Origin of the sequence: aff. Roholtiella sp. LEGE 12411 (assembly GCF_015206995.1) — a bacterium.
In the GTDB taxonomy this organism is placed as follows: domain Bacteria; phylum Cyanobacteriota; class Cyanobacteriia; order Cyanobacteriales; family Nostocaceae; genus Komarekiella.
Map to the genome: position 1 here is coordinate 1 of NZ_JADEXR010000063.1, position 24,522 is coordinate 24,522.

Annotated in this window: 23 protein-coding genes; 8 read left to right on the forward strand and 15 right to left on the reverse strand. The window is 43.3% G+C overall.

All coding sequences use genetic code 11. From position 1 onward, the window contains the following. Positions 1-26 precede the first annotated feature (26 nt). Positions 27-1,085 carry an N-acetyl-gamma-glutamyl-phosphate reductase gene (argC, locus tag IQ246_RS15405; RefSeq protein ID WP_194004230.1) on the reverse strand — a complete coding sequence of 353 codons (1,059 nt, stop codon included), beginning with the start codon at positions 1,083-1,085 and terminating at the stop codon, positions 27-29. 355 nt (positions 1,086-1,440) lie between these two features. On the opposite strand from argC, the gene ribBA reads away from it, so the two are divergent. Continuing rightward, complete coding sequence (gene ribBA / locus IQ246_RS15410) at positions 1,441-3,114, forward strand: bifunctional 3,4-dihydroxy-2-butanone-4-phosphate synthase/GTP cyclohydrolase II (protein ID WP_194004231.1); 1,674 nt, start codon at positions 1,441-1,443, stop codon at positions 3,112-3,114. An 85-nt stretch (positions 3,115-3,199) separates the two neighbouring features. Here ribBA and IQ246_RS15415 read toward each other — a convergent pair whose 3' ends face one another. Continuing rightward, positions 3,200-4,066, reverse strand: coding sequence for a peptidoglycan recognition family protein (locus IQ246_RS15415; protein WP_194004232.1), 867 nt, complete (start codon positions 4,064-4,066; stop codon positions 3,200-3,202). A 125-nt stretch (positions 4,067-4,191) separates the two neighbouring features. Between IQ246_RS15415 and IQ246_RS15420 the strand changes: the two genes are divergently transcribed. After that, the gene (locus IQ246_RS15420; protein WP_194004233.1) at positions 4,192-4,395 is read left to right on the forward strand and encodes a hypothetical protein; all 204 of its coding nucleotides are present in this window, start codon (positions 4,192-4,194) and stop codon (positions 4,393-4,395) included. A 210-nt stretch (positions 4,396-4,605) separates the two neighbouring features. Here the strand turns inward: IQ246_RS15420 and IQ246_RS15425 are convergent, their stop codons facing one another. The 6 genes from IQ246_RS15425 to IQ246_RS15450 form a co-directional block, all read right to left on the reverse strand. After that, positions 4,606-5,133: a hypothetical protein gene (locus tag IQ246_RS15425; protein ID WP_194004234.1), complete on the reverse strand. Its 528-nt coding sequence runs from the start codon at positions 5,131-5,133 to the stop codon at positions 4,606-4,608. A 17-nt stretch (positions 5,134-5,150) separates the two neighbouring features. Further along, on the reverse strand, positions 5,151-6,443 hold the full coding sequence (locus IQ246_RS15430; RefSeq protein ID WP_194004235.1) for a COR domain-containing protein: 1,293 nt from the start codon (positions 6,441-6,443) through the stop codon (positions 5,151-5,153). 438 nt (positions 6,444-6,881) lie between these two features. After that, positions 6,882-7,304 carry a type II toxin-antitoxin system VapC family toxin gene (locus IQ246_RS15435; protein WP_194004236.1) on the reverse strand — a complete coding sequence of 141 codons (423 nt, stop codon included), beginning with the start codon at positions 7,302-7,304 and terminating at the stop codon, positions 6,882-6,884. Further along, the gene (locus IQ246_RS15440; RefSeq protein ID WP_194004237.1) at positions 7,301-7,540 is read right to left on the reverse strand and encodes a DUF2281 domain-containing protein; all 240 of its coding nucleotides are present in this window, start codon (positions 7,538-7,540) and stop codon (positions 7,301-7,303) included. Before IQ246_RS15440 ends, IQ246_RS15435 begins: the two co-directional genes overlap by 4 nt. A gap of 37 nt (positions 7,541-7,577) precedes the next feature. Then, a complete protein-coding gene (locus IQ246_RS15445) occupies positions 7,578-7,904 on the reverse strand; it encodes a hypothetical protein (RefSeq protein WP_194004238.1) in 327 nt (108 codons plus the stop codon). A gap of 78 nt (positions 7,905-7,982) precedes the next feature. Next, positions 7,983-8,327 carry a hypothetical protein gene (locus IQ246_RS15450; protein WP_194004239.1) on the reverse strand — a complete coding sequence of 115 codons (345 nt, stop codon included), beginning with the start codon at positions 8,325-8,327 and terminating at the stop codon, positions 7,983-7,985. A 313-nt stretch (positions 8,328-8,640) separates the two neighbouring features. Here IQ246_RS15450 and metH point away from each other — a divergent pair, with 313 nt between their 5' ends. After that, positions 8,641-12,171, forward strand: a complete 3,531-nt coding sequence (gene metH, locus IQ246_RS15455) for a methionine synthase (protein ID WP_194004240.1) — start codon at positions 8,641-8,643, stop codon at positions 12,169-12,171. A 212-nt stretch (positions 12,172-12,383) separates the two neighbouring features. Here the strand turns inward: metH and IQ246_RS15460 are convergent, their stop codons facing one another. From IQ246_RS15460 to IQ246_RS15470, 3 genes are read right to left on the reverse strand one after another with little or no spacing between them, the layout of a single operon-like run. Continuing rightward, the gene (locus IQ246_RS15460; protein WP_194004241.1) at positions 12,384-13,739 is read right to left on the reverse strand and encodes a (Fe-S)-binding protein; all 1,356 of its coding nucleotides are present in this window, start codon (positions 13,737-13,739) and stop codon (positions 12,384-12,386) included. Between the two features lie 56 nt (positions 13,740-13,795). Continuing rightward, positions 13,796-15,109, reverse strand: coding sequence for an FAD-binding oxidoreductase (locus tag IQ246_RS15465; RefSeq protein ID WP_194004242.1), 1,314 nt, complete (start codon positions 15,107-15,109; stop codon positions 13,796-13,798). Positions 15,110-15,139: 30 nt separating this feature from the next. Further along, positions 15,140-15,292, reverse strand: coding sequence for a hypothetical protein (locus tag IQ246_RS15470; protein WP_194004243.1), 153 nt, complete (start codon positions 15,290-15,292; stop codon positions 15,140-15,142). 61 nt (positions 15,293-15,353) lie between these two features. Between IQ246_RS15470 and ilvC the strand changes: the two genes are divergently transcribed. Next, positions 15,354-16,349: a ketol-acid reductoisomerase gene (gene ilvC, locus IQ246_RS15475; RefSeq protein WP_194004244.1), complete on the forward strand. Its 996-nt coding sequence runs from the start codon at positions 15,354-15,356 to the stop codon at positions 16,347-16,349. 237 nt (positions 16,350-16,586) lie between these two features. Next, on the forward strand, positions 16,587-17,453 hold the full coding sequence (locus tag IQ246_RS15480) for an aldo/keto reductase (protein ID WP_194004245.1): 867 nt from the start codon (positions 16,587-16,589) through the stop codon (positions 17,451-17,453). 115 nt (positions 17,454-17,568) lie between these two features. On the opposite strand, the gene IQ246_RS15485 is transcribed toward IQ246_RS15480, so the two are convergent. Continuing rightward, a complete protein-coding gene (locus tag IQ246_RS15485; protein WP_370588503.1) occupies positions 17,569-17,721 on the reverse strand; it encodes a transposase in 153 nt (50 codons plus the stop codon). 39 nt (positions 17,722-17,760) lie between these two features. Between IQ246_RS15485 and IQ246_RS15490 the strand changes: the two genes are divergently transcribed. Continuing rightward, positions 17,761-18,540 (forward strand): EndoU domain-containing protein, encoded by a 780-nt coding sequence (locus IQ246_RS15490; protein ID WP_370588504.1) that lies wholly within the window; start codon positions 17,761-17,763, stop codon positions 18,538-18,540. Positions 18,541-18,563: 23 nt separating this feature from the next. On the opposite strand, the gene IQ246_RS15495 is transcribed toward IQ246_RS15490, so the two are convergent. Genes IQ246_RS15495 through IQ246_RS15505 form a run of 3 tightly spaced genes read right to left on the reverse strand, consistent with a single transcriptional unit; the run spans position 18,564 to position 20,832 of the window. Beyond that, a complete protein-coding gene (locus IQ246_RS15495) occupies positions 18,564-18,725 on the reverse strand; it encodes a hypothetical protein (protein WP_194004247.1) in 162 nt (53 codons plus the stop codon). Position 18,726: 1 nt separating this feature from the next. Further along, entirely contained in the window at positions 18,727-19,425 is a 699-nt protein-coding gene (locus IQ246_RS15500) for a Crp/Fnr family transcriptional regulator (protein WP_194004248.1), read from the reverse strand. A 9-nt stretch (positions 19,426-19,434) separates the two neighbouring features. Further along, complete coding sequence (locus IQ246_RS15505) at positions 19,435-20,832, reverse strand: amidase (protein WP_194004249.1); 1,398 nt, start codon at positions 20,830-20,832, stop codon at positions 19,435-19,437. 214 nt (positions 20,833-21,046) lie between these two features. Here IQ246_RS15505 and IQ246_RS15510 point away from each other — a divergent pair, with 214 nt between their 5' ends. Both IQ246_RS15510 and IQ246_RS15515 read left to right on the forward strand, forming a co-directional pair. Next, positions 21,047-22,564 (forward strand): hypothetical protein, encoded by a 1,518-nt coding sequence (locus IQ246_RS15510; protein ID WP_194004250.1) that lies wholly within the window; start codon positions 21,047-21,049, stop codon positions 22,562-22,564. 598 nt (positions 22,565-23,162) lie between these two features. After that, the gene (locus IQ246_RS15515; RefSeq protein ID WP_194004251.1) at positions 23,163-24,473 is read left to right on the forward strand and encodes an aminopeptidase P N-terminal domain-containing protein; all 1,311 of its coding nucleotides are present in this window, start codon (positions 23,163-23,165) and stop codon (positions 24,471-24,473) included. Positions 24,474-24,522 lie beyond the last annotated feature (49 nt).

Genomic DNA, 24,522 nt, shown 5'->3' on the forward strand with positions numbered 1-24,522 from the left:
TGTATAAGAGACAGCCCCATGCCCAATCACGGATAAAACCCCAACTTGGGCAACCCCAGAGTTTCATCCCAGCCCATCATGAGGTTTAGGCATTGAATTGCTTGACCCGCCTGTCCTTTAATTAGGTTGTCAATTGCTGACATGACAATCACGCGACCAGTACGTGGATCAACTTCTAAGCCTATGTAGCAAAGGTTGCTGCCACTTGCCCACTTGGTTTGAGGATAAACCCCGCTATCACAGATTTTGATCCAAGGTGAGTTACGGTAGAAAGCGGTAAAAATAGTAATTAAATCATCTCGCACTAGACCGGGATCGCGTAGTGTGGCATATACGGTAGCCAAAATCCCGCGCACCATTGGGATGAGATGCGGTGTAAATTGAATCATGAGTTCGTGACCAGCTAAATCACTGCAAACTTGCTCAATTTCTGGGGTATGACGGTGACGGCCGACACCATAGGCGGCTAAGGAGTTATCTGCCTCGGCTAGCAACAAGTCGGTTTTGGCTTGTCGTCCGCTACTAGATGTGCCAGATTTGGCGTCGATAATGGCTGTTTCTGGCACGATTAAGCCTTGCTTCAGGAGTGGCAAAAGTGCTAGAAGACTGGCGGTGGGGTAGCAACCAGGACAGCCAATTAACTCGGCTTCGGCAATGCGATCGCGATACAGTTCTGGTAGTCCATAAACCGCTGTTGCAGCAGTTGTGCGATCGTTTCTCTTTATGCCATACCAATCTGTATAAGTTGCCAAATCAGTGAACCGATAGTCTGCACTCAGATCTAGTACTTTACATCCTTTTTCCAAAAGTTTTGGTGCGATTTGGCAAGCCAGACCATTTGGTAGAGATAGAAACACTACTTCACAGCGGTGAGCAATTGTTTCTGGCTCTATCGCCTCTATTGGCAAGTTAACTGCATGAGCCAGATGCGGGTAGAGATTCGTAAAAGGTTTACCGGCGCTGTTCTCGTCGCCTAAATAAACTAGTTCAACTTCTGGATGATCCATCAGTAGTCGGACTAACTGTACTCCGCCATAGCCTGACGCGCCAACAATCCCAACGGGTACGCGTCTAAATTTGCCCATGATCTGAAATCCTTATCCGCTTTTGGTTAATTCGTTCTCAGCTATCAACATATCAGTGACCAGACGCGCAGCGCATAAAAGCCCTGAAACCTCTCCATTTAATTCCGGGGAATCAAGAGTCAATAGTCCAAAATCCAAAGTTCAACAGTTTTTGACCCTTGACTTCACCGAGCGAAGCGGAGTGAGTGTTTAAATGTTGCTGCACTTTGGTACTAAATCTCAACAATTTTTAGTGGCGGAAATTTTTGCCATATTATCAAATCATTGCTACTCTACTTCTCTGCCTTATAAAGGAGCTACAATCTAAAAGAAGAAATTGTTAAAAAAATTTACGTTAGGTAGCTGGAATTCTTCTGTGTCACAGCCTAAGACTACCCAAACTTTTAAATTTGATTCGATTGATGCCGCCTTGGCAGACCTGAAATCTGGTCGCGTCGTTGTAGTGGTCGATGATGAAAATAGAGAAAATGAAGGCGACTTGATTTGTGCTGCCCAATTTGCCACACCTGACATGATTAATTTCATGGCGGTGGAAGCTAGAGGGTTGATTTGTTTAGCGATGACAGGCGATCGCCTGGATGAATTAGACTTACCATTAATGGTGAGCAATATTACAGATACTAACCAGACTGCCTTCACCGTCAGTATCGATGCCGGGCCACATTTGGGCGTAAGCACTGGTATTTCAGCGGAAGACCGCGCCCGCACTATCCAGGTTACTCTCAACCCAGCCACAAAACCTTTAGATTTGCGTCGTCCTGGTCATATTTTCCCAATTCGAGCTAGGGAGGGAGGCGTACTCAAACGGGCAGGACATACAGAAGCAGCTGTAGACTTATCTCGACTAGCAGGGCTATATCCAGCGGGGGTAATTTGTGAAATTCAAAACTCCGATGGTTCAATGGCGAGGTTGCAGCAGTTAATTGAATATGCTAAACATCACAACCTAAAAATCATTAGCATTGCTGATTTAATCGGCTATCGGCTCCAACACGATCGCTTAGTGTATCGCGAAGTTGTAACTAAGCTGCCGAGTCAGTTTGGTCAGTTTGAAATTTACGCCTACCGCCACACTCTTGATAATACAGAACACGTTGCCATTGTCAAGGGTGATCCAGCTAACTTTAAAGATGAGCCAGTGATGGTGCGGATGCATTCAGAATGCCTAACTGGTGATGCTTTGGGTTCTTTGCGCTGCGACTGTCGGATGCAGCTACAAGCAGCACTGAAAATGATTGAGAGTGCAGGTCAAGGTGTTGTCGTCTACCTGCGCCAAGAAGGACGGGGAATAGGGTTGATTAATAAGTTGAAAGCCTACTCTTTGCAGGATATGGGGCTGGATACAGTGGAGGCGAACGAGCGCTTAGGATTCCCCGCTGATCTGCGAGATTATGGGATGGGAGCACAAATGCTCATGGACTTGGGCATTAAAAAGATTCGCCTGATTACTAATAATCCTCGCAAAATAGCGGGGGTTAAAGGCTATGGGTTGGAAGTAGTTGACCGCGTACCGTTGTTGATTGAGGCGAATGACTACAATTCGTACTACTTGGCGACAAAAGCAAAAAAGCTCGGTCACATGCTATTACAAACTTATCTAGTTACAGTGGCAATTCATTGGCAAGATGACCCCGAAGCAGTGACTGAACGCTATGAACGCTTAGAGAAACTACGGCATTTAGCGAGAAATAATGATTTATTGTTACAGGAAGAGGCGCGCCCGTTAGCGATCGCTTTGTTTGATGAGCCATCATTAACAGTACACTTGGGTTTTGATCAACCAAAAGTTGCTACCAGTGATTGGTATCAGCAGAGTGGTCATCCTTATTTGCAAGCCATCTTCCAAATTCTGGACAAACTAGCAACTTTACCTTACATCCAGAAGCTAGAATTTTTGATTTCTCCTGGTTGCGACCCTCTGAGTAATTTGCAAGTCCAACTAGATCGGCAGACATTCTTGGATGGTACACTGCCTTCATCGCTGAGCGATCGCCTGGAGACGCAACAAATTTATAGCTTTAGTAAATAGTTAGGAGTCAAGGGTCAGGGGTCAACTCCCTTGCTCTGCTTGGTTGTAACAATCTGAAAGACAAACCTATAACTTCTATCTCCTTTCAATTCACCCTGTAAATTGGTTTGGCTTGACGATAGGTATGAAGCAAGCTCAAAAACTTGTTAGAGTCAAAATTTATGGGGTCAACTTTTTGACCAGAACGGTCTACTTGCTGGTGAGTGGTGATGCGATCGTCTGGCACTTGACTTTGAGCAATTAACCAGGCTAGAGAATTATATTGAGCTTCCGTGTAGCCGCTATGGGTTTGTGGGCTGCTACTTTCATAACTATCTGGCGGTGTTTCTAAAGAAACGTGATAAGCAAAATTATTTACAGACGGTGGTAAATCTGGATTAGTCTTCACAGTTTCAGAGCCATCAGCACTATCAAATACTGAGTTAGCTGCGCCAAAAGCGCGCTTTTCTGGCGGTACTAGATAAACAATCGTCCCGTCTAGCTTGATTAAAGTGTGGTAACTCGCTTGAACACTTTCATCATTATGGGCTGCTTGAAAAAAATTAACGGCGCTGGAAGCAGAATAACCAGTTTCATGGATTACTATAATCGCTTCGTTGTTGAGAGGTGTGCCGTTAATATCTTTGGCGTAGCGTTCTCCATAGTTGCTTGGGTTAACCGAAGCAATTTCATAATTAGGTCTGTATTGTGCAAAAGCTTGAGTGGTAATGTATCTTGCAACAGCTTTATTCTTCTTGACTGGGTATTTGGGAACATTTTGAGATTTGCTCCCTTGGTTTTTTGCTGATTGCAATTGCGCTTGTGGATATTGGCTCCAGGCTGTAGTTTCTGGATTTGATCTTGGCGTATTACTTTGTAGTTTTGTCGCTTTTCCAGCAAACAACACCAAAATCAGAGCGGCGAACATCAAAGAAATTAGTAGCACCCTAGTGGCCCAGTCTTTAAACTTCATGACCCTAATACTTAGAATACGGTTGATATTAATAGGACTTACGCAACTGGCACACAAGGCTTCTGGTATAAGAGTCAAGGGTCAAGGGTCAAGAATAAATGGCACTAAGAAAAGCCTAAAGGCTTATGTCGCCTCGTTCCCAGTCTTCAGACTGGGAATGTATTCCGAGAGGCTCTGCCTCTCGTCAAGCCACTGGAGGCGGAGCCTCCCTGACTGGTTCCCAGCCTGGGCAAGGGCTATATCTTAACTTAGTGCCATTCGGTCAAGAATCAAGATTTTTTGGACTTTTGACCTTTGACTCTGGACAACCTCTGGCGTTAAAAATATGACACTTGCGTAACTCCTGATTAACTTAATCTCTTAATCTTAATGAAAAATAAGTTACTAGTATATGTTGAAATCCTAGGCAATTCTTTTAGGTGCTTCCTCTGTGTGTAGGGCTATTTAAATACTATCAAAACTATCACTACTGCTTTAGGAAAAAAGCAATGAATTGTGTCTCTAAAATTCAAAACTACAATTCCAAATCTCAAATCATATTAGCGCTTGTATTCTGCTGCGTGGTGTTCGCATAGCCATAGGTGATGTCCCTCTGGAGTCAAGATGTTTTTTAAGCCACCCCAGTACTGCTGTGGATCTTTTTCATCTAACAGTTGACGTAAGGCACGCAAGGCAGCACCATCGGCGCGTTCTGGATCTAAATCTTCACCCCTAGTAATTTTATCTGCTAATTCTAAATCTTCAGATGCTTCGATTTCTGGTAATTTTGCTGCGAATTCTTTGGTGAATTCAAGATCATTTTTAAAGAATTTTTCATATTCTTGTTCATTTACCAAACTCACAAATGGCCCTATCAGAGGTGCAGCATATTTCAAGATGCGAAATAACTTACTAATATAAGGTGCAGTCGTTCTCAGCCATTTGGCAGGTTCATTTATTTCATATAAACCGCCTTCTTGGGTGGGATGCCAACAGCCTGGTGCTTGGCAATAAAGTTGTAAATCTAATTTTTGCCCAGCTATAGCTTGCTTCCAAGCGTTACCGCCATGAGGACGTAGGGCAAACACATTGGGACAATGAGAATCTATGGTGTATCAGCAAAAAGGACACCATTGCGCCAATGGGTGTTTGTTGTAAAGCGGTGTTGACGCGCAATAAACCATGTGGGAATACCCGCAGGAATGGTATTGAGTTGAAATTTCATCGAAATTTCATGGCACTCGTCTGTTTGTTTTATTTGCTGCCATTTCTGTTCAAAATTAGGCGGGTCGAAGGGCAACCGTTCAACAACTAAACTAATATCTCGGTTTTCTTGAGTGCGGTAGGAAAGGTCAAAACGCTCCATCAGGTGTAGGAAGTGGTCGCGCATTGATGGCTCTAAGTCGCACCAAAGTTGAGCCATTTTCTGACGGGTGAAGATGCCAACGCGCTTGATTACTTCTTCACTTTCTAAGACTTTGCTGATATATTCAGTTACCCACTGGGGTTTGAGGATAACGGTATCGTTAAGTTCTTCGTTGTCTTGAAAGTAGAGAATTTCGCCTAATTCATGCAGCCATCGCGCCAGGACTTCTTTGCTGATGTCAGCAACTTTGGACTCAGCCATGATGTCCCACAATTGTTGCGGTGTGATTTGTTTTTTTGTCTGGGTGCGGATGGCATTGGCAGCATTTAGCCAGGTGGTAGGCCAGATTTCACCCATTAAGGGCAACTTGGCGGCTGCTTGTGCGATCGCTTGCCGCAGTTCTTCAACGCCAAGGCTGATTTGACAGCTAATTTTACAGTGTTCGATAATCTGGGGATACTTGCGGCGTAACTCAGCCAGGGGAAGGTCTGCATCTCGTTCGTCGATGTGGGTGGCAACAAGTAAAATCGGAGATTCTGGGGCTAAGGCTTTGATAGTATCCAGCCAGTAGTAGAGTTTACCTTGTTCAAATCCCAGTCGGGCATTCCAGGCAAGCAAGAACAGGGAGCGGTTGGTGAGGAAGAATTGATGGGTGGCGTGATAGATTTCCTGTCCCCCAAAGTCCCAAGTGTTCAGATGCATAGTAGTACCTGCTTTTCCGGGATGGGTTAAATCGAGCCATTTAATTTCAATGCCGTGAGTGGTGGATTCCTGGGTGTCGAACTCTTCACCACGTAATGCCCTTAATAAAGATGTTTTACCTACACCCCCTTCACCAACGACTAGCAGCTTAGAAATCCATTGCTGTTGGCTACCCTCTAACCGTTCTCGCAGATAGGTAAAAATTGCCTGCGTTCCTTGCTCGATAATCTCAGGCGGCGGCGAAGTTAATGGATTGTTATTGAGGTCTAGCCTTGTCGCTTTTTCTTTGGCAGCTTTTTCAATAATTTGCAACAGTTCTTCGTTTGTCACCTGTAAACCTCAGCAACTCTGTAGCGTTATTTACCAGAATAGTGTATCGCAGGTTAGGGACTGGGGACTGGTGACTGGGGCTAGATGCGGGCGTTGTATCTACATAAGAACGGCTGTAATGTTTAAATTAGCAAGGCGCGTAGGCGTAGGCCGTCGTAGACATCGCTAACCTCGTAATAACATTTACTCATTCAGGACTTACGCAAGTATTACAAAAATCTCAATTTTTTGTTTGTAGTGAGGACTTTAGTCCTCAAAATAAGGACTAAAGTCCTTACTACGAACTTAAAATAATATGCCAGTTGCGTAAGTCCTGTCATTCACAAGTATCAAAGACTCGTTTATGAATAAACAAATTTTGCCCGCATTTGCTCATTCAAAATTTGTTTATGAAAAATCCATTCTCTTAAATTTAGCTATCTTGGCTTAACTCTGTTCTCACACATCCTCTGGCATAATCACAGAGATAAATTGATTACGATTCTTTCGATAAATCCTAAAATCGCTATCGAATGTGAGCAATTCACTTTCAGGATACAGTTGTGCCATCCTCACTAAACACGCATCTGCTAACGACATTGGAACCGATTGATATCGCCGCAGTAATTCTTCAATCTCTGCTGCTGATTCACTTAAGCGCATCGGAATTAAGATGTTCCTGTCACTCAGTAAAGACATCACTGCCTCTTGACCACCGTAAATGTTTCGCAACAAAAAACAAGTCTCGACAATTACAGCTTCACAAGTGAGTAAAGGTTGCCCAATTGTAGCTAATGTGTTGATTACCCAAACATGAAGGTGCTCTCTGCGATTAATAAAAGCTACTAATGGCCCTGTATCGATGATGACTTGCTGCTTCATTCACTTCCTAAACCTTCAAGATATTGTTTGTTCGTGGCCAAATCACCGGGGCCACCGTCAACATAACCAGCAAGTTGTTGAGCAGCTGTCAAAAATGATCTAGGCTCTTGATGTTCTTGGTTTATATTTTGTTGTGCTAGCTTACTTTGCAGAAACTCAATAAAATCTAAGACCTCTTGTTGCTTCTCCGGCGGAAGCGATCGCATTTTTTCAGTGGCAGTTTGTACAATGCTCAAGGCAACCTCCGGGCGTTATCCATCCGTCTTTTTTGCGTCACATTACTTCAAGTCTAAAATGTTGTGCACCCAGTGAAACCGTAGTAAAACCTATCTCTACGAGATTGTTCATGAGTATCAAAGACTCGCTCACGAAGCTCAGAGGTTCATTCACGGAGTTCAAAGGTTCATTCACGAAGCTCAGAGGTTCATCGGCGAAGCTCAAAGGTTCATCAACGAAGCTCAGAGGTTCATCGACCAAGCTCAGAGGTTCATCGGCGAAGCTCAGAGGTTCATCGACCAAGCTCAGAGGTTCATCGACGAAGCTCAGAGGTTCATCGGCGAAGCTCAAAGGTTCATCGGCGAAGTTTAGAGGTTGATTCACGAGTTGTTAGAAACAGGGGCGAGAGAAACAAGCAAAACTCTCTAGCAATTGGGTAGATGTTTTTTATTGTGATTGGGGTTAATCGGTAGACTCAATTAACTTGAACTTCCAAGGTTTTAGAGCAGCGATCGCTATTTCTATATCTACGCCTTCATAAGCTTCCCATTCTAGGGGGTGCTCTTTAGGATGTCCGTCGCCGACATTACCTGCAACTTTGATTATCGGTAAGCCCGCTATGCGATCGCGCTCTATCCCTCTTGGAAGGGCTAGTTGGATTTTATGACCGACGAATTTCGATGCACTTGTCTCTGCTACAGATTCACGAATTAAACAGATATCACCAGCAGTCCCCCAAGTAGTCTGGTAAATGTAGAGGAAGGATATATAGGTTTGTGGTTTGATGGATCTCTTGAGAACTTGCATTATCTGTAATCCTTGCACGAGGAGTGAAAAATCATAGGAGTATTGTTTATCCCTGGTTACAGCTATTTTAATTTTGTAACCCTAATTAAAATAACGTTTATGTCATTTTGGTAGCAATCGTGTAGAAACTTCTGCGCTTGTCAAACTTTGCTTAAGAATCTCTTCCCTACTTGCCATTAGTTATGAGCGATCGCTAACTTTTAGCATACGTGGTTTAATTAAACCCTAATGCAACTCTGGCAATTGTGGAAAATAATAGATTAAGTTGAGTATCACAAAACTCACTGAATTTCCTCATTTATTCTAGGGAAATATGACTCATCCTTTCCTTGAACGCCTGCGTAGTCCAGATAGCCCAGTTCTCGTCTTCGACGGGGCGATGGGAACTAACTTACAAACCCAAAACCTCACTGCTGATGACTTCGGTGGCCCGCAGTATGAAGGTTGTAACGAATACTTAGTCCACACCAATCCCGAAGCTGTGGCTAAGGTTCACCGCGACTTTCTTGCTGCTGGTGCTGATGTGATTGAAACCGATACTTTTGGTAGTACGTCCCTGGTGCTGGCAGAATATGACTTAGCAGACCAAGCCTACTACCTCAGCAAGACAGCCGCAGAATTGGCCAAGCGTGTGGCTGCGGAATTTTCCACGCCAGAAAAACCCCGGTTTGTGGCAGGTTCCATCGGCCCCACAACTAAATTACCTACCTTGGGACATATTGACTTTGACACCATGAAAGCTACTTTTGCTGAACAAGCAGAAGCGCTGTGGGATGGTGGTGTTGATTTATTCTTGGTGGAAACTTGCCAAGATGTGCTGCAAATTAAAGCGGCGTTGAATGGGATTGAAGAGGTGTTTGTTAAGAAGGGCGATCGCCGTCCGTTGATGGTGTCTGTGACAATGGAAAGCATGGGCACAATGTTGGTTGGTTCCGAAATCAGCGCTGTGTTGACAATTCTGGAACATTACCCAATAGATATTCTCGGTCTAAACTGCGCCACTGGCCCAGACTTGATGAAACCACATATCAAGTATCTGGCAGAACATTCGCCTTTTATTGTTTCCTGTATTCCCAACGCAGGTTTACCTGAGAACGTCGGCGGTCAAGCGCACTACCGCCTGACACCGTTGGAATTACGGATGTCACTAATGCATTTTGTTGAAGATTTGGGTGTCCAAGTGATCGGGGGTTGCTGTGGGACACGTCCAGAACACATTCAACAATTGGCAGAACTTGCTAAAGACTTGAAGCCAAAAGTTAGACAGCCAAGTTTAGAACCGGCGGCAGCATCAATTTACACCACTCAGCCTTACGATCAAGATAATTCCTTCTTAATTGTGGGCGAACGTCTTAACGCCAGTGGTTCCAAAAAATGCCGCGATTTGCTAAATGCGGAAGATTGGGATGGACTGGTTTCAATGGCGAGGGCGCAAGTAAAGGAAGGCGCACATATCCTCGATGTCAACGTCGATTATGTGGGACGCGACGGTGTGCGGGATATGCACGAATTAGTTTCGCGCATTGTTAATAATGTGACATTACCTTTAATGCTTGACTCCACCGAATGGGAAAAGATGGAGGCGGGTTTAAAGGTTGCCGGTGGTAAGTGTTTACTGAATTCCACCAACTACGAAGATGGGGAACCACGCTTTTTGAAGGTGCTGGAGTTAGCGAAAAAATACGGTGCTGGTGTCATCATTGGTACTATCGACGAAGATGGCATGGCGCGAACAGCAGACAAAAAGTTTGCGATCGCTCAGCGCGCATACCGTCAAGCTGTAGAATACGGCATACCACCCACAGAAATATTCTTTGATACCCTGGCGTTACCCATTTCCACCGGGATTGAAGAAGACCGAGAAAACGGTAAAGCCACCATTGAATCCATCCGGCGGATTCGTGAAGGATTACCTGGGTGTCATGTAATTTTGGGTGTTTCTAATATTTCCTTTGGCTTGAATCCAGCTTCGCGGATGGTGCTGAACTCGGTGTTTTTGCACGAGGCGACGACGGCGGGAATGGATGCAGCCATTGTCAGTGCTAACAAGATTTTACCGCTGTCTAAGATTGAGGCACGCCATCAAGAAGTTTGTCGCCAGTTGATTTATGACGAGCGGAAATTTGAGGGTAATGTTTGCGTTTACGATCCCTTGGGAGAGCTTACCACGTTGTTTGCCGGGGTAACAACTAAACGCGATCGCTCTCTTGATGAAAGTCTCCCCATCCCAGAACGCCTTAAACGCCATATCATCGACGGCGAACGCATTGGCTTAGAAGAACATCTGACAAAAGCTTTAGAAGAACATCCCCCTTTAGAAATTATCAACACCTTCTTGCTCGATGGCATGAAAGTTGTCGGGGAATTATTTGGTTCCGGACAAATGCAACTTCCCTTCGTCTTGCAATCTGCGGAAACCATGAAAGCAGCGGTAGCTTATTTAGAACCGTTCATGGAAAAGTCAGAATCTGGCAACAACGCCAAGGGAAGCTTTATCATTGCCACAGTTAAAGGTGATGTCCACGACATTGGTAAAAACCTGGTAGATATTATCTTGTCCAACAACGGCTACAAGGTAATTAACCTGGGAATTAAACAGCCGGTGGAAAATATCATCAACGCTTACGAACAGCACAAAGCTGATTGTATTGCCATGAGTGGTTTGCTGGTGAAGTCTACCGCCTTCATGAAAGAGAATTTGGAGATATTCAACGAAAAGGGAATTACTGTCCCTGTGATTTTAGGTGGCGCGGCGCTGACTCCCAAGTTTGTCCATGAAGACTGCCAAAAAACCTATAAAGGTAAAGTTGTTTATGGCAAAGATGCCTTTTCTGACTTGCATTTCATGGATAAATTAATGCCAGCAAAGGCTGCTGGTAACTGGGAAGATTTGCAGGGGTTTTTGAACGAAGTTGAAACGGCTGAAGTTTCGACAAATGGTAACAAAGAATCAGTAGCTACAACTGCTGAGGGAACAACATCTACTAAACCAAAAGAGGTGGATACTCGGCGTTCAGACGCAGTGGCGATAGATATTGAACGTCCCACGCCGCCTTTCTGGGGAACGAAGTTGTTGCAGCCTAGTGATATTCCCATTGAGGAAATATTCTGGCATTTAGATTTACAAGCTTTGATTGCTGGACAATGGCAATTCCGTAAGCCGAAGGAGCAATCTAAGGAAGAATATCAGGCTTTCTTGGCTGAGAAAGTGTATCCTGTTTTGGAAAGTTGGAAGCAGCGGATTATTGAGGAGAATCTGTTGCATCCACAAGTGATTTATGGGTATTTTCCTTGTCAGTCCGAGGGGAATTCTCTACACATATATGACTCACAGAATCAATCACAGCAGGTTGTAACTTTCGAGTTTCCTAGACAAAGATCATTAAGGAGGCTATGCATAGCAGATTTCTTTGCGCCGAAGGAGTCGGGGGTAATTGATGTGTTCCCGATGCAAGCGGTGACTGTGGGTGAGATTGCGACGGAGTTCGCTCAAAAGCTGTTTGCTGCTAATCAATACACTGATTACTTGTATTTCCACGGTATGGCGGTGCAGGTGGCAGAGGCACTGGCTGAGTGGACACACGTCAGAATTCGCCGGGAATTGGGTTTTGGTGCTGATGAACCAGATAATATCCGAGATATTCTGGCACAACGTTATCAAGGCTCGCGGTATAGTTTTGGCTATCCGGCTTGTCCGAATATCCAAGACCAATATAAGCAACTGGAGTTGTTGGGAACTGACAGAATTAACCTATATATGGATGAAAGTGAACAACTTTATCCAGAACAGTCCACAACAGCGATTATTGCTTATCACCCTCTAGCGAAGTACTTTAGCGCATAACCTCTGTTTTTTGCAAAGGAGTGGGAGCAGGGGGGAAGAGGGGCAGTGCCTCGACTGCGCTCAGCAACCGGGACAAGGAGGAGTGGAGGAGTGGGAGCAGAGAGTTTTTCCCGTTTGCTCCTCTCTCTATCCCTGTGCCCCTGCGCCCCTGCGCCCCTGCGCCTCTTGACCCTTGACCCTTGACCCTTGACCCTTGACTCCTATCTCCCACCTTAAATTTTCAACTTCTGTCCCCGAATCGAATAATCCAACAACTCCATTGGGTGGATTACGGAAATCTTCTTACCTTGCAACTTTAAATGTTTAGTAATTTGCAAAGTACAACCAGGATTTGCAGAAGCAATTAACTCAGCACCAGTATTTAACAAATTCTGCACTTTTTGCTGACCTAATTCATCAGCCACTTCCGGTTGCAGCATATTGTAAACCCCGGCACTGCCACAACACAAAGCTGCATCTATTGGTTCTCGTAATTTTATCCCTGGAATTTGGCGCAACAACTGACGTGGCTGCACGCTAATCTTTTGTCCATGCAATAAATGACAAGCATCTTGATAAACTAAATTTAAGGGTTGATCAGTCAGCGGTGAAAGTTTAGTTGTTAACCCAACAGTTGCTAAAAACTCTTGAGCATCTTTTACTTTCGCTGCAAATTCCTTAGCTCTTTCTCGATATTGTGGATCATCTTCTAATATATGACCGTATTCTTTCAAAGTATGACCACAACCAGCAGCATTGATAATTATGAAATCTACATCAGTCTTGGCGAAACTATCAATCATTTGCTTAGCTAAAGCTTGCGCCTGTTCTGTTTGTCCTTGGTGTTCGGGAAGCGCTGCACAACAACCTTGAGATTTAGGGATGATTACTTCACAACCGTTCGCCGTCAAAACCCGCACTGTCGCTTCATTAACTGGAGAGAACAACAGCCGTTGCACACACCCCAAAATCACCCCAACTCTGTAGCGCTTCTCGCCTTGCGCTGGGATAACGGTAGGCAAATTATTTTGAAAAGACTTGATAGTAATTTCTGGTAGGATTGATTCCATTGCTGCCAAACGGGGCGATATTTTTTTAAGTAACCCCGTGGCGCGAAAGAATTTAGCAAAACCCAACTTTTGATACACCAATAATGGAACTAATAAAACTCGTAAAAGGTTGGGATAAGGAAATAGAGAAAATATTAATTTACGAAACAGTGTATCTGGTAAACTTCGAGGATAATTCCGTCCAACTTGGTGACGAGTTGCAGAAATTAACTTGTCATATTGCACACCAGAAGGACAAGTTGTCACACAAGCAAGACACCCTAAACAAGAATCGAAATGTTCTACCGTTGCCGTATTTAGGGCAATCTCACCCTCATTAATTGCATCCATTAAATAGATGCGTCCCCTAGGAGAATCCATCTCCTTACCAAGTATCCGATAACTGGGACAAGTCGAAAGACAAAACCCACAATGCACACAACTATCAATCAACTTCGGTTCAGGCGGATGATTTTCATCAAACCCCTTCAAATTTTTTAAACTAGCCGTATTATTAACAGAATTTTCTGAAACTTGCATAATTAATTCTTTTCCCCTCTCTTGGCGTCCTTGGCGTCCTTGGCGGTTCGTCTAAATTAAATCCCGCCCACAAACCGACCTGGACTTAAAATGTTCTTACTATCAAACTGTTGCTTAATTCGTCGCATCAACGGCAAAGCATTGGCTGTGTAACCCCAAACATCTACTTGTTGTTTAACCGTCACTGGTGCTTCTAAAATTGTGAGAAAACCACTATTAGCTTGAATGCGATCGCGTACTTCTAAAACCTGACTTTGACTATCGAGCTGCAAAATCCCCAAACCACTACCAATATGAATCATACCCAACTCCACCTGAGTCAAAACCTCCACGGCAGCAGTGGGTAACACTCCCATTTTGCAGGTAATTACAGACTTTGTGGGAAAAGAATGCATACATTCTCGCAATCTCTGCCATAGAGTAGCTTCATCCCCATCTGCATAAATTGCTCCATCCAATCCTAACTTCTCCCCCACTGCCAAGAGTCGGTTTGACTGTTCCTTGACACTCTCGCTAATACTTTGGAAACGAGCAATTAATCCCAGTCCTTTACCCAAACCTAAGCTAGATACCAGTTTAGTGGATAGCAAATCAGCTTGGGTTGGCGTTAATGCCGAACCTCGCAGGATATCAGCAGCTTGAGATACAGCCTCCCCCATACCAGTCAATACTACTGTTCCCGATGCCTCTTGTAATGGGTAAACACGAAAAGTCACTTGACTAATGATTCCTAATGTGCCATAAGACCCAGTAAACAACCTCATCAAGTCGTATCCGGCAACATTTTTGACTACTCGTCCCCCAGCTTTAGCGATTTGTCCATCAGCACGCACAAACGTAATGCCCAGCAACTGATCACGCACACTGCCATAACGCTGTCGCCAGGAACCTGTATCAGCTGTGGCGACAATACCACCAATGGTTGCTAACTCTGGCGTAGTGGGGTCAAGAGCAAGAAATTGGCGAGCATCTGCCAAAATTGCTTGGAGATGAGAGAACTTCATCCCAGCTTCTACTGTGATAGTCAAATCACCAACAGCGTGTTCAATCAGTCCGTTGATGCGTTCTGTACTAACTACAACATCAATGTTTTTAGCTAAACCGCCCCAACTGAGTTTACTACCACTACCGCAGGGCAAGACACGCCAGTTATTACCGTGAGCCGTTGCGATGACTGCGGCTAGTTGTTCTTGGGTACGGGGATAGACGATACAACCGGGAAGGTTTTCGCAAGCATGGACGCTTTGCGGCTTCTCGTTAGAAATCGCCTGTTGAATACGTTTCTGCTGACTGAGTTCAATATTTTCCCAAAGGCAAACAGCATTTTCTTCGCCGACGATAGATGCAAAATCAGAAGCAATTACTTTCATCAGTTTATTTTTTACTCCCTACATCTAACTTTACTGGCTAACCTCACCAAAAAAATGCATAGCTGGGGACTGGGACTGGGGAAAACAACAGAGGAAAATAACTAAATATTTAATGCCCAATCCCCAATGCCCAATCCCCAATGCCCAATGCCCAATCCCCAATCCCCTATGCCCAATCCCCAATTTGAGGTACAATCAAAAGCCTGCCAATTAACGACGATGCTTGCTGACAGGAGATGCTTCTATGGCCCGGATGTATTATGACGAAGATGCCAATTTAGACCTTTTAGCTGGAAAAACCATTGCTATTATCGGCTATGGTTCACAAGGTCATGCTCACGCCCTCAATCTGAAAGATAGTGGTTTGGATGTCATTGTAGGACTATATCCGGGCAGCAAGTCAGCAGAAAAAGCCCAAGCAGCCGGTTTAACTGTGAAAAATGTTGCAGATGCTGCTAGTGCTGCTGACTTCATCATGATTTTGTTGCCTGATGAAGTGCAAAAAACAGTTTACAAAAATGAGATTGAGCCAAATCTAGAAGAAGGAAATGTCTTAGCCTTTGCCCACGGGTTTAATATTCACTTTGGGCAAGTTGTACCGCCTGAGAATGTAGATGTGGTGATGGTAGCACCCAAAGGGCCGGGGCATTTAGTGCGGCGGACTTATGAACAAGGGCAAGGCGTACCAGCGCTATTTGCAGTTTATCAAGATGCTAGTGGTCAGGCACGCGATCGCGCGATGGCTTATGCTAAAGGCATTGGTGGTAGCCGCGCCGGTATTCTCGAAACTTCTTTCCGCGAAGAAACCGAAACAGACTTGTTTGGTGAACAAGCTGTGTTGTGTGGTGGCTTGAGTGCTTTAATCAAAGCTGGATTTGAAACTTTGGTGGAAGCTGGATATCAACCAGAATTGGCTTATTTTGAATGTCTCCACGAAGTCAAGTTGATTGTTGACTTGGTTGTAGAAGGCGGTTTAGCCAAGATGCGTGATAGTATTTCCAACACCGCTGAATATGGCGATTATACTCGCGGGCCGCGGATTGTTACCGCCGAAACGAAAGCCGAAATGCAGAAGATTCTTAGCGAAATTCAATCTGGGCAATTTGCACGGGAATTCGTTTTAGAAAACCAAGCTGGTAAGCCTGGATTTACCTCTATGCGTCGTCAAGAAGCTGAACACAAAATTGAGGAAGTTGGCAAAGATTTACGCGCCATGTTTAGCTGGTTGAAAAAAGCTTAAGTGTGATTCAGTGAATAGTTAACATGACAAATGACAACTATTCACTGATAACTTAATTGAAAAATGAGTTGATCTTGAGAACTGTATGTCCGATGCTGTTTTCATCCTCAATTCATCATTAATTTGGTAGGGTGAGGAGCGATCGCAAGATTAAGCTATCACCCTGGGATAGATGAATTATTAAATAATATTTGAGTAGCTAGTAGATAATTAAGGCAGAAAATTACGGCTATAAATATGGAAACCAAACAGCTAGGAAAAACTGGTATCTTTGTAAGTGCGATCGGTTTGGGTGGAATGCCGATGTCAATCTATAATCGTCCTCCCGAATCGCAATCAATCCCAGTTATTCATCGTGCTTTAGATTTGGGTGTTACATTTATTGACACTGCTGATTCTTACTGCAAAGATGAATCAGATAAGCACCACAATGAGCGACTAATTCATAAGGCACTTACCAGTTACAAAGGCGATATCAGCCAAGTAATTGTAGCGACTAAAGGCGGTTTGATGCGTCCTGATGGGAGTTGGACACGCAACGGTAGCCCGGAATATTTACGCCAAACAATTCGAGTTAGTTTTGAAGCTTTGGGCGCTGCTAAACCTATTGATGTTTGGCAATACCACTCCCCTGATTCTAATTACACCATTGAAGAATCTCTTGCACCAGTAAAAGAAGCAGTAGAAGCAGGTTTGATTAGGTTTGTCGGAGTTTCTAATTTCTCCGTTGAACAAATTAAGCGATCGCGGGATGTGGTAGATATTGTATCTGTGCAAAATCAATACAGTCCTTGGGAACGACAACCAGAAAATGACGGTGTATTGAAGTATTGCGAACAGGAAGGACTGACATTTTTGCCTTGGAGTCCCTTTGGTGGTAGTCGTCGCCATCAAAACTTGCAAGATATTCCAGCGATCGCTCAATTAGCTAAGGAAAAAGGCGTGTCAGTGTATAATATTGTGCTGGCATGGTTGCGTTCTAAGTCGCCCTCTGTTTTGCCAATTCCTGGTGCAAGCAAAATTTCCAGCATCGAAGACTCAGTACAAGCCATCAATGTGACACTATCTGATGAAGAATTGCAAAAAATTGATCGAGCAACCTAATCATTTAGAACTCAATTCCGTAGGTTAAAGTTCCCCGGTTCTATAACCGGTAAGCCTTGTATTGGGGTTAAATCCCCATTACAAAACCAAATTTACGAATTACCAATGGCGCATCCTACTTTTTGATATATTGTCTAAGTTTTTCAATCGCTGCGCCACCACTTGAGGCTGCATAATAAGAGCTAGACCAAAACAAGGGTTTCCAATAAAACTTGTCAATATGCTCTTTAAATTCCTTGCGAATAACTCTACTGTTGGCAGATTTCAGACTAGAAGTAAAGTCAGAAAGTTTGTAAGAGTGTTTGTCATTCTGCTGCTATCCACACTCTACTGGCAAAATACAGTAAACGCTCAGTCTCAGCCAGCTACGCAACTTCTGCCATTTTTTGATAATGTAGATAACCCAGTTCCTGTGGGTTTTCCCGCAGGACAGAAATTGGACATTACACCATCCCCACCACTGCTAAATTCTTTTGATCAAGCTGTACTAAAAACCTGTGGCCCTATTGGGACAAGAGTCAATAGCAATAAATTTAAAGAACTGTTATCTTTTTACCCGGATGTATTACAGAAACTTCAGCAAGCTAGTGGTGGCGAATTGCGTCCGAATCGTCGGAAAAAAGCGCAATTTATCGAAGATTTAACTAATATTTGGTTCCAACGTCGGGGGTTTGAACACATTTTTTGTGGCGAAATATATAATGCTAACGATATTGGCGGCTTGCATTTTTATGGCAGATATTTACAGCTACAAAATGAAGGAATTGGCGGACGCTTACCAAATAATCAGGGACGAGAGGAAGTTGTTCCTGGTGTAATTTATACAATGGGTGTAGTGCTGAAACAGGAAAACCGAACGGTAACAGATGTGATTAAAGGCTATGGCTACCTTAGCAACGCCGAAGAAATGCTTTTAGATGCAACTAGAGGATTTAAACTACAAGGAAATACGGAAGGAGCGTGTATTTATAATGTACGTGATCGCGAATCAGGAAAATTATTTCCTACAGTCTTTGTCAGGAAAGAGAAGGCGATCGTTACCTTCTACCCTGATGCTACTCCCCAGGGTGCAAAATGTAAAAGTTAGTCAGCCAACCAAATATATCTGCGTTAAGTGCATCCAATTGGACGCACTCGACGCAGATTTTCATCCCTTGGATGAAGCAGTGCTTTACACTTAGCATATTGTTGAATTTTGGCATTCTTGCGCTGTGGAATTGTGGCTTTTTGCTCCTCGTTGTAAAATGGTGTCGTCAGGTTGGCAATACTCACCTTACTCTATGTTTCCAGAAGCGATCGCATCTAATTTTTGAGCATCAAGTATCATAATCTTACCACCCCGACTATAAGTAACTACCGAGTTAATACTTTTAATTAAACGGATGCATTCTTCATAAGTAATCCCGCTACTTCGAGCCATGCGGTAGTAAGATAATTTAACTTTTAAAGATGTACCTTGTGGACTGGATTCAGTTCCAGATTCGGTAGCAAAATATTGAATTAATCTAGCAAGACGCACAATGGCTCTTTCAGAAACTAATCCATGAACTGTTTCATGAAGTAGCTGAATCCGAGTGTTGAAAACCATTAGCATCCGCAGGGCAATTTCAGGATTTTGTTGAATAGCTTTTAATAAAGCATCTCGCTGGATAGTAAGAATTTCACAATCAGATTCAGCAGTTACAGTTGCTGGGCAAATTCCATTTCCTAACAAAGCAGGCGCGGCAAAAATTTCTCCAGCAGCCAAGACGCGGAGAATAGTTTCTTTTCCTGTTGCTGCTGTTTTGGTAACTTGAATTGAGCCGCTAACAACAGCATATAACTTGGCTTCTAGGCGATCGCCTTCGTGCATAATAATCTCTCCTTTAGGATGGCGTCGCACAAAGGTGTAAGGTTGCAAACTTATTTTGTCTGCTACTTCTAAACCTGCAAACACGATAATTTGTGAAAGTTGTTCAACAGATGCCTGCATATTTGGGCATTATGTTGCAAATGCTGGACGATGCTGAATCCACGGTTTAGCTGCTTCTATTTGCGCTGCTAGGCTAATCAAGGTAGCTTCAGCAGCTGGTTTGCCAATTAGCTGCACACTAATGGGTAAACCATTACTATCAAAGCCTACAGGAAGTGCGATCGCAGGTTGTCCAGTTGCATTAGTCGGCGGACAAGGAGCAATCCACTGAATAATATTTTGGAATGTCTCTTCTAAACTCAGATCAGCCCATTCTCCAACCCGGATAGGTGAATGTAGATAAACTGGCAAAACCAGCACATCTACGGTATCGAAAAACGCCACAATCTGCCGTGCGACTACCTGCATTTGGGAAACCGCCTGGAGGTATTCAGCAACAGAACCGATTCTTGCCAAAAGCCAACGATTCATCGGCTGTAATATCTCAGGTTGAATTCCTGATCCAGCTACCCCAGCTTGCCAAACAATTTGAAACGGTTCAACTAAACCGCTAAAATCGGGGCATTTCGCCTCCACTTGATAACCGAGTTGTTCTAATAACTGGACTGTTTGCAAAACACCTTGCTGACAGTTGGGATCAGCTGATCCCAAGGGAGGAATACTGGTAGCAAAGGCAATTCGCAAAGCACCAGGTTTTTGCTGTGTGGCGGCGAGAAATGATGGTTTTGGATCTGGTAGCCAGTAAGGATCACCTGTAACGTAGCCAGATATGGCATCCAAAAGAGCAGCAGCATCAGCGACAGTACGAGCTATCGGCCCATTGGTAGCAATCCCTGCGAGGCGATCGCCTACGGGTGCTTTACTGACTCTTCCCCGCGATGGCTTGATTCCCACCAAACCACAACAAGCCGCAGGCCCCCGAATCGAACCACCACCATCAGAACCTTGAGCGATCGCACATAATCCGGCGGCTACTGCTGCGGCTGCGCCACCACTGGAACCACCGGGGGTGTATTCCAAATTCCACGGATTTCTAGCTGGGGGAAATCCCATAGGTTCGCTATAAGGAAGTGAACCTATCTCTGAAGTTGCGGTTTTACCAAGAATAATAAATCCAGCTTGCTTAATCCGCTCTACAATCCCATCATCATAGTTGGGAATATTGTTTAGTAATGCCGGATTCCCATAAGTACAAGGCACACCCGCTACTGCATTGAGGTCTTTTATGGAAATCGGCACACCAAAAAATGGTGGTAGTTCTGAGGTAGTTGCAAGGATTTCTGTTTTGGCTTTGGCATCTGCGATCGCCAATTCTGCCGTCACTGTAAAATAACTTCCCAATCGGGGATTTAACTGCCCAATCCGTTCTAAGTATATTTCCACCAACTCTAATGGTGACACTTCCCGACGACGGATTAATTGTGCCAACTCTAGTGCTGGGGTAAAAGCTAAATCAATTTCATTCATAGGTTAGCTAATAGGTAGTTTTGTCTTCCTCTGCAACTTGGTGACTTAAATTGTTACTTTAGCAGGATTTAAGGGAACTATAAATCTATCGCTCCTGAGATTTATTAATTAACTAAGATCCCTAGCTTCAACAGGTGTAGTTACGCTATAACCTCGCTGCATAGCCATTTTCATTGTTTTGCATAAACTTTCAACAAATCCCCAAGGGATATTTATGGCTGACCTAGAAATGCTTGTTAATGAACTGCCAAAACTTGTTCATAGCCTGAAGCTTACTATTGGCAATTCTCAGAAAATTATGGAAGAAATTATCCTGATAAATAATGTTCAAGAACAGCTACGAAATATTCAAAAATTAATTGTTCAGGAATTAAGATATACCCAAATTAAAAATGCCGCAGTTAGCACGCTTTCCCGTCTAGATACAAAAGCCTGTTTGCTTATCTCTAGTGGTTATTTAGTAAGCGAAGTTGTTAACATTAAAAGAGAATTGCTCACAGCAAAATTTGGCAATATAGAGACAGAAATATCATTAGCTGATTTACAAACTAAAATTGATTGCTGGATTGAATGGGGTTATCTACTTCAGGCGTTAGCCACAGATATTTTAAGTGATTCTCAACTAATATCTCAATTAGATTCTCATTTTAACTATTTAAGTTTGCCCTCTAAACTCCCAACTGTTGATACAAGCTTGAAAATAAACTTATGCTTTGGCAATTCTCAAGTTTTACAGCAACAAATTAATAAAATAAACGTTGCTCAAGAAGAATTGTTGGAAATGCAACAGAGACTAAATTATATAGTTGATACTATTCAAAACAGCCAGAATCTGTTAACAATATTACTAGGAGTTTCCTGTTTCTATGGTAAATCTGGCTTTGTATTAGAATGGCTGGATGATGATCATGAATTAATGATATCTAGTGAAGATAAGTTACAAGAATTAACAGATATTCTCAATGCTTGTGATTCTTTTGAAGATAAAGTATCTAATTTAGTTATACAGAGTAATTCTTTAAGACAACAAGCAGAACAGGCGCTAATAAATATTGAGCAGAAAATTAGTCAAAAAGTAGCTATCAATACTCAATCAGAGGTAGTACCGAAGTTTCCACCATCAAAAGTAGTAAGTTTGACTTTAGTGATAGCTTCAAGTTTAGTAGTATTGGGTTTTGGTAGTCAGATCATCAAAAATCAAATTCCACACTCCCAACAAATGAATCTGACTTTTACTCAAGAAGAAAGTGCGTTCGTCGCAGACGATGGCGGAGCCATCGCCAATTTTAAATCTGCTCAAAACCTCGGTATGGAAGCTGCTGCTTTAGTTCAAAATCCACCACATCCGCTCACAGTCTGGCAACAAGCAGCAAATAAATGGCAAGAAGCAATAAACTTGTTAGTAAGTATTCCTGAAGGGACGACGATTTCTTTTCGAGCCAAGAAGCAACTGGCTAGCTATCGTGTGAACCATAATGCTATCAATAAAAGGCTTTTGCTTGAAAAGCAAGCAGTAGCAAACTTAGAATCAGCCCAAAAGATGTCCAGGGAAGCTACTTTTTTTATTCATAATTCGCCTCATTTAGAGCAGCAAGCAAAAGACAAATTAGAGCAAGCAATCAACTTATTAGAAGCTATCCCAGAGGGCACATCTGTTTCTATACAAGCTCAAGAGATGCTTCTTATTTATCAAACTAACTATGCAGCTATCAGTACTAAAAGACAAAACTAAGAGGTTATTTGAAAAGTCTAATTTATTACTAGCCTTGGCACAGGTGCGGCTACACAATCAAAACCCACCTGCGTGGGTTAAAAACCTTGATTTTGTGTTAGTCCACGGAGGTAGACTTGGCTTGTGTAGTAGCGAATTATATTCGCCCAAAACTCCATAGTAGGTAATGAACTCATCAACAATTAAAAGTTTTGGAACTGATTCAGGACTTACGCAAGTGTCACAAAAATCTCAATTTTTTGTTCGTAGTGAGGACTTTAGTCCTCCAAATAAGGACTTTAGTCCTTACTACGAACTTAAAATAATATGCCAGTTGCGTAAGTCCTGTGATTGAATCATGCTCGTTATTTCATGATGAGTGCGATTGTTAAACTCAAACAGACGATATCATCGTAAAACTAGTACGATAATTAATCGTATTTTAATTCTTCAACTATAGTAATCCTCTTTGATTGCTGAATAACTCGTAGAGACAGGGAATGGGGAACACCGAAGAAGTAATAAAGGTGTACTGAATTTTTTTCAAAAATTAAATACTAGTCCTATATAATTACTAAAGGCGTAAAATAACACGATAAATTTATAAATTGATTCAGTTATGCAAACAGAATATCGGCAGCGTCGCGAGCAGTTAATGGCAAAAATTGGTACTGGTACTGCCATTTTCCGCAGTGCGCCAATGGCAGTGATGCACAACGATGTCGAGTACACTTATCGCCAAGATAGTGATTTTTTCTATCTAACAGGCTTTAACGAAGCGCAAGCAGTGGCGGTGCTAGCGCCGCATCATGGAGAACATCGGTTTGTGTTATTTGTTCAACCGAAAGATCGAGAGAAGGAAGTTTGGAGTGGTTATCGCTGCGGGATAGATGCAGCAAAGGAACTTTATGGTGCAGATGAAGCTTATCCCATCAGCGAGCTAGATGAAAAGTTACCGCAGTATTTGGAAAAAGCCGATCGCATTTACTACCACTTAGGACGCGATCGCAGTTTTAATGACAAAATCCTCGGACATTACCAAAGTTTACTGCGGACTTATCCTAAGCGCGGCACAGGGCCAATCGCCATTGAAGATACTGGCCCCATCCTCCACAGTATGAGACTGGTTAAAAGTGAAACTGAGTTGGAATTGATGCGTCAAGCAGCGGCGATCGCAACTGAAGCACACAATTACGCACAGGAAATCACCGCACCAGGATGCTACGAGTATGAAATCCAGGCGGAGATGGAACGCATCTTTCGGTTACGGGGTGGGATGGGGCCAGCTTATCCTTCAATTGTGGCTTCCGGCGCGAATGCTTGCGTTCTCCACTACATTGAGAATGTCCGCCAGATGCAAGATGGGGAATTGCTCCTAATTGATGCTGGTTGTGCTTATGGTTATTACAACTCTGATATTACCCGGACGTTTCCGGTAGGCCGTAAGTTTACACCAGAACAGAAAACGCTATATGAGATTGTTTTAGAAGCGCAAAAACAGGCGATCGCCCAAATAAAACCAGGTAATCCCCACAAATTAGTTCATGATACAGCCGTGCGCGTCCTTACCGAAGGCTTAGTCGAACTTGGCATTCTTAAAGGCGAAATTGACAAGTTAATTGAGGAAGAGAAATACAAGCCGTATTATATGCACCGCACCAGCCATTGGTTAGGCTTGGATGTCCACGATGTAGGCGTTTACCAACATGGTGACGATAAACCGCAGATTTTGCAACCTGGTCAAATTCTCACAGTGGAACCAGGACTTTATATTGTGCCAGATACTAAACTAGCAGAAGATCAGCCAGAGACTGACCCGCGATGGATTGGTATTGGCATTCGCATTGAGGATGATGTGTTAGTTACACCTGGTGGAAATGAAGTTTTAACTGCGGCGGTTCCCAAGGCAGTGGATGAGGTGGAACGATAAAAAGTGGGAATGGTGGTACACACCATCCATAACCTTATTTAATTTTTAA

Coding starts and splice junctions, on each gene's coding strand:
- argC (WP_194004230.1), bottom strand. CDS start 1,085: ATGGGCAAATTTAGACGCGTACCCGTTGGGATTGTTGGCGCGTCAGGC.
- IQ246_RS15415 (WP_194004232.1), bottom strand. CDS start 4,066: ATGAAGTTTAAAGACTGGGCCACTAGGGTGCTACTAATTTCTTTGATG.
- IQ246_RS15420 (WP_194004233.1), top strand. CDS start 4,192: ATGTCGCCTCGTTCCCAGTCTTCAGACTGGGAATGTATTCCGAGAGGC.
- IQ246_RS15435 (WP_194004236.1), bottom strand. CDS start 7,304: ATGAAGCAGCAAGTCATCATCGATACAGGGCCATTAGTAGCTTTTATT.
- IQ246_RS15450 (WP_194004239.1), bottom strand. CDS start 8,327: ATGCAAGTTCTCAAGAGATCCATCAAACCACAAACCTATATATCCTTC.
- metH (WP_194004240.1), top strand. CDS start 8,641: ATGACTCATCCTTTCCTTGAACGCCTGCGTAGTCCAGATAGCCCAGTT.
- IQ246_RS15460 (WP_194004241.1), bottom strand. CDS start 13,739: ATGCAAGTTTCAGAAAATTCTGTTAATAATACGGCTAGTTTAAAAAAT.
- IQ246_RS15465 (WP_194004242.1), bottom strand. CDS start 15,109: ATGAAAGTAATTGCTTCTGATTTTGCATCTATCGTCGGCGAAGAAAAT.
- ilvC (WP_194004244.1), top strand. CDS start 15,354: ATGGCCCGGATGTATTATGACGAAGATGCCAATTTAGACCTTTTAGCT.
- IQ246_RS15480 (WP_194004245.1), top strand. CDS start 16,587: ATGGAAACCAAACAGCTAGGAAAAACTGGTATCTTTGTAAGTGCGATC.
- IQ246_RS15500 (WP_194004248.1), bottom strand. CDS start 19,425: ATGCAGGCATCTGTTGAACAACTTTCACAAATTATCGTGTTTGCAGGT.
- IQ246_RS15505 (WP_194004249.1), bottom strand. CDS start 20,832: ATGAATGAAATTGATTTAGCTTTTACCCCAGCACTAGAGTTGGCACAA.
- IQ246_RS15510 (WP_194004250.1), top strand. CDS start 21,047: ATGGCTGACCTAGAAATGCTTGTTAATGAACTGCCAAAACTTGTTCAT.
- IQ246_RS15515 (WP_194004251.1), top strand. CDS start 23,163: ATGCAAACAGAATATCGGCAGCGTCGCGAGCAGTTAATGGCAAAAATT.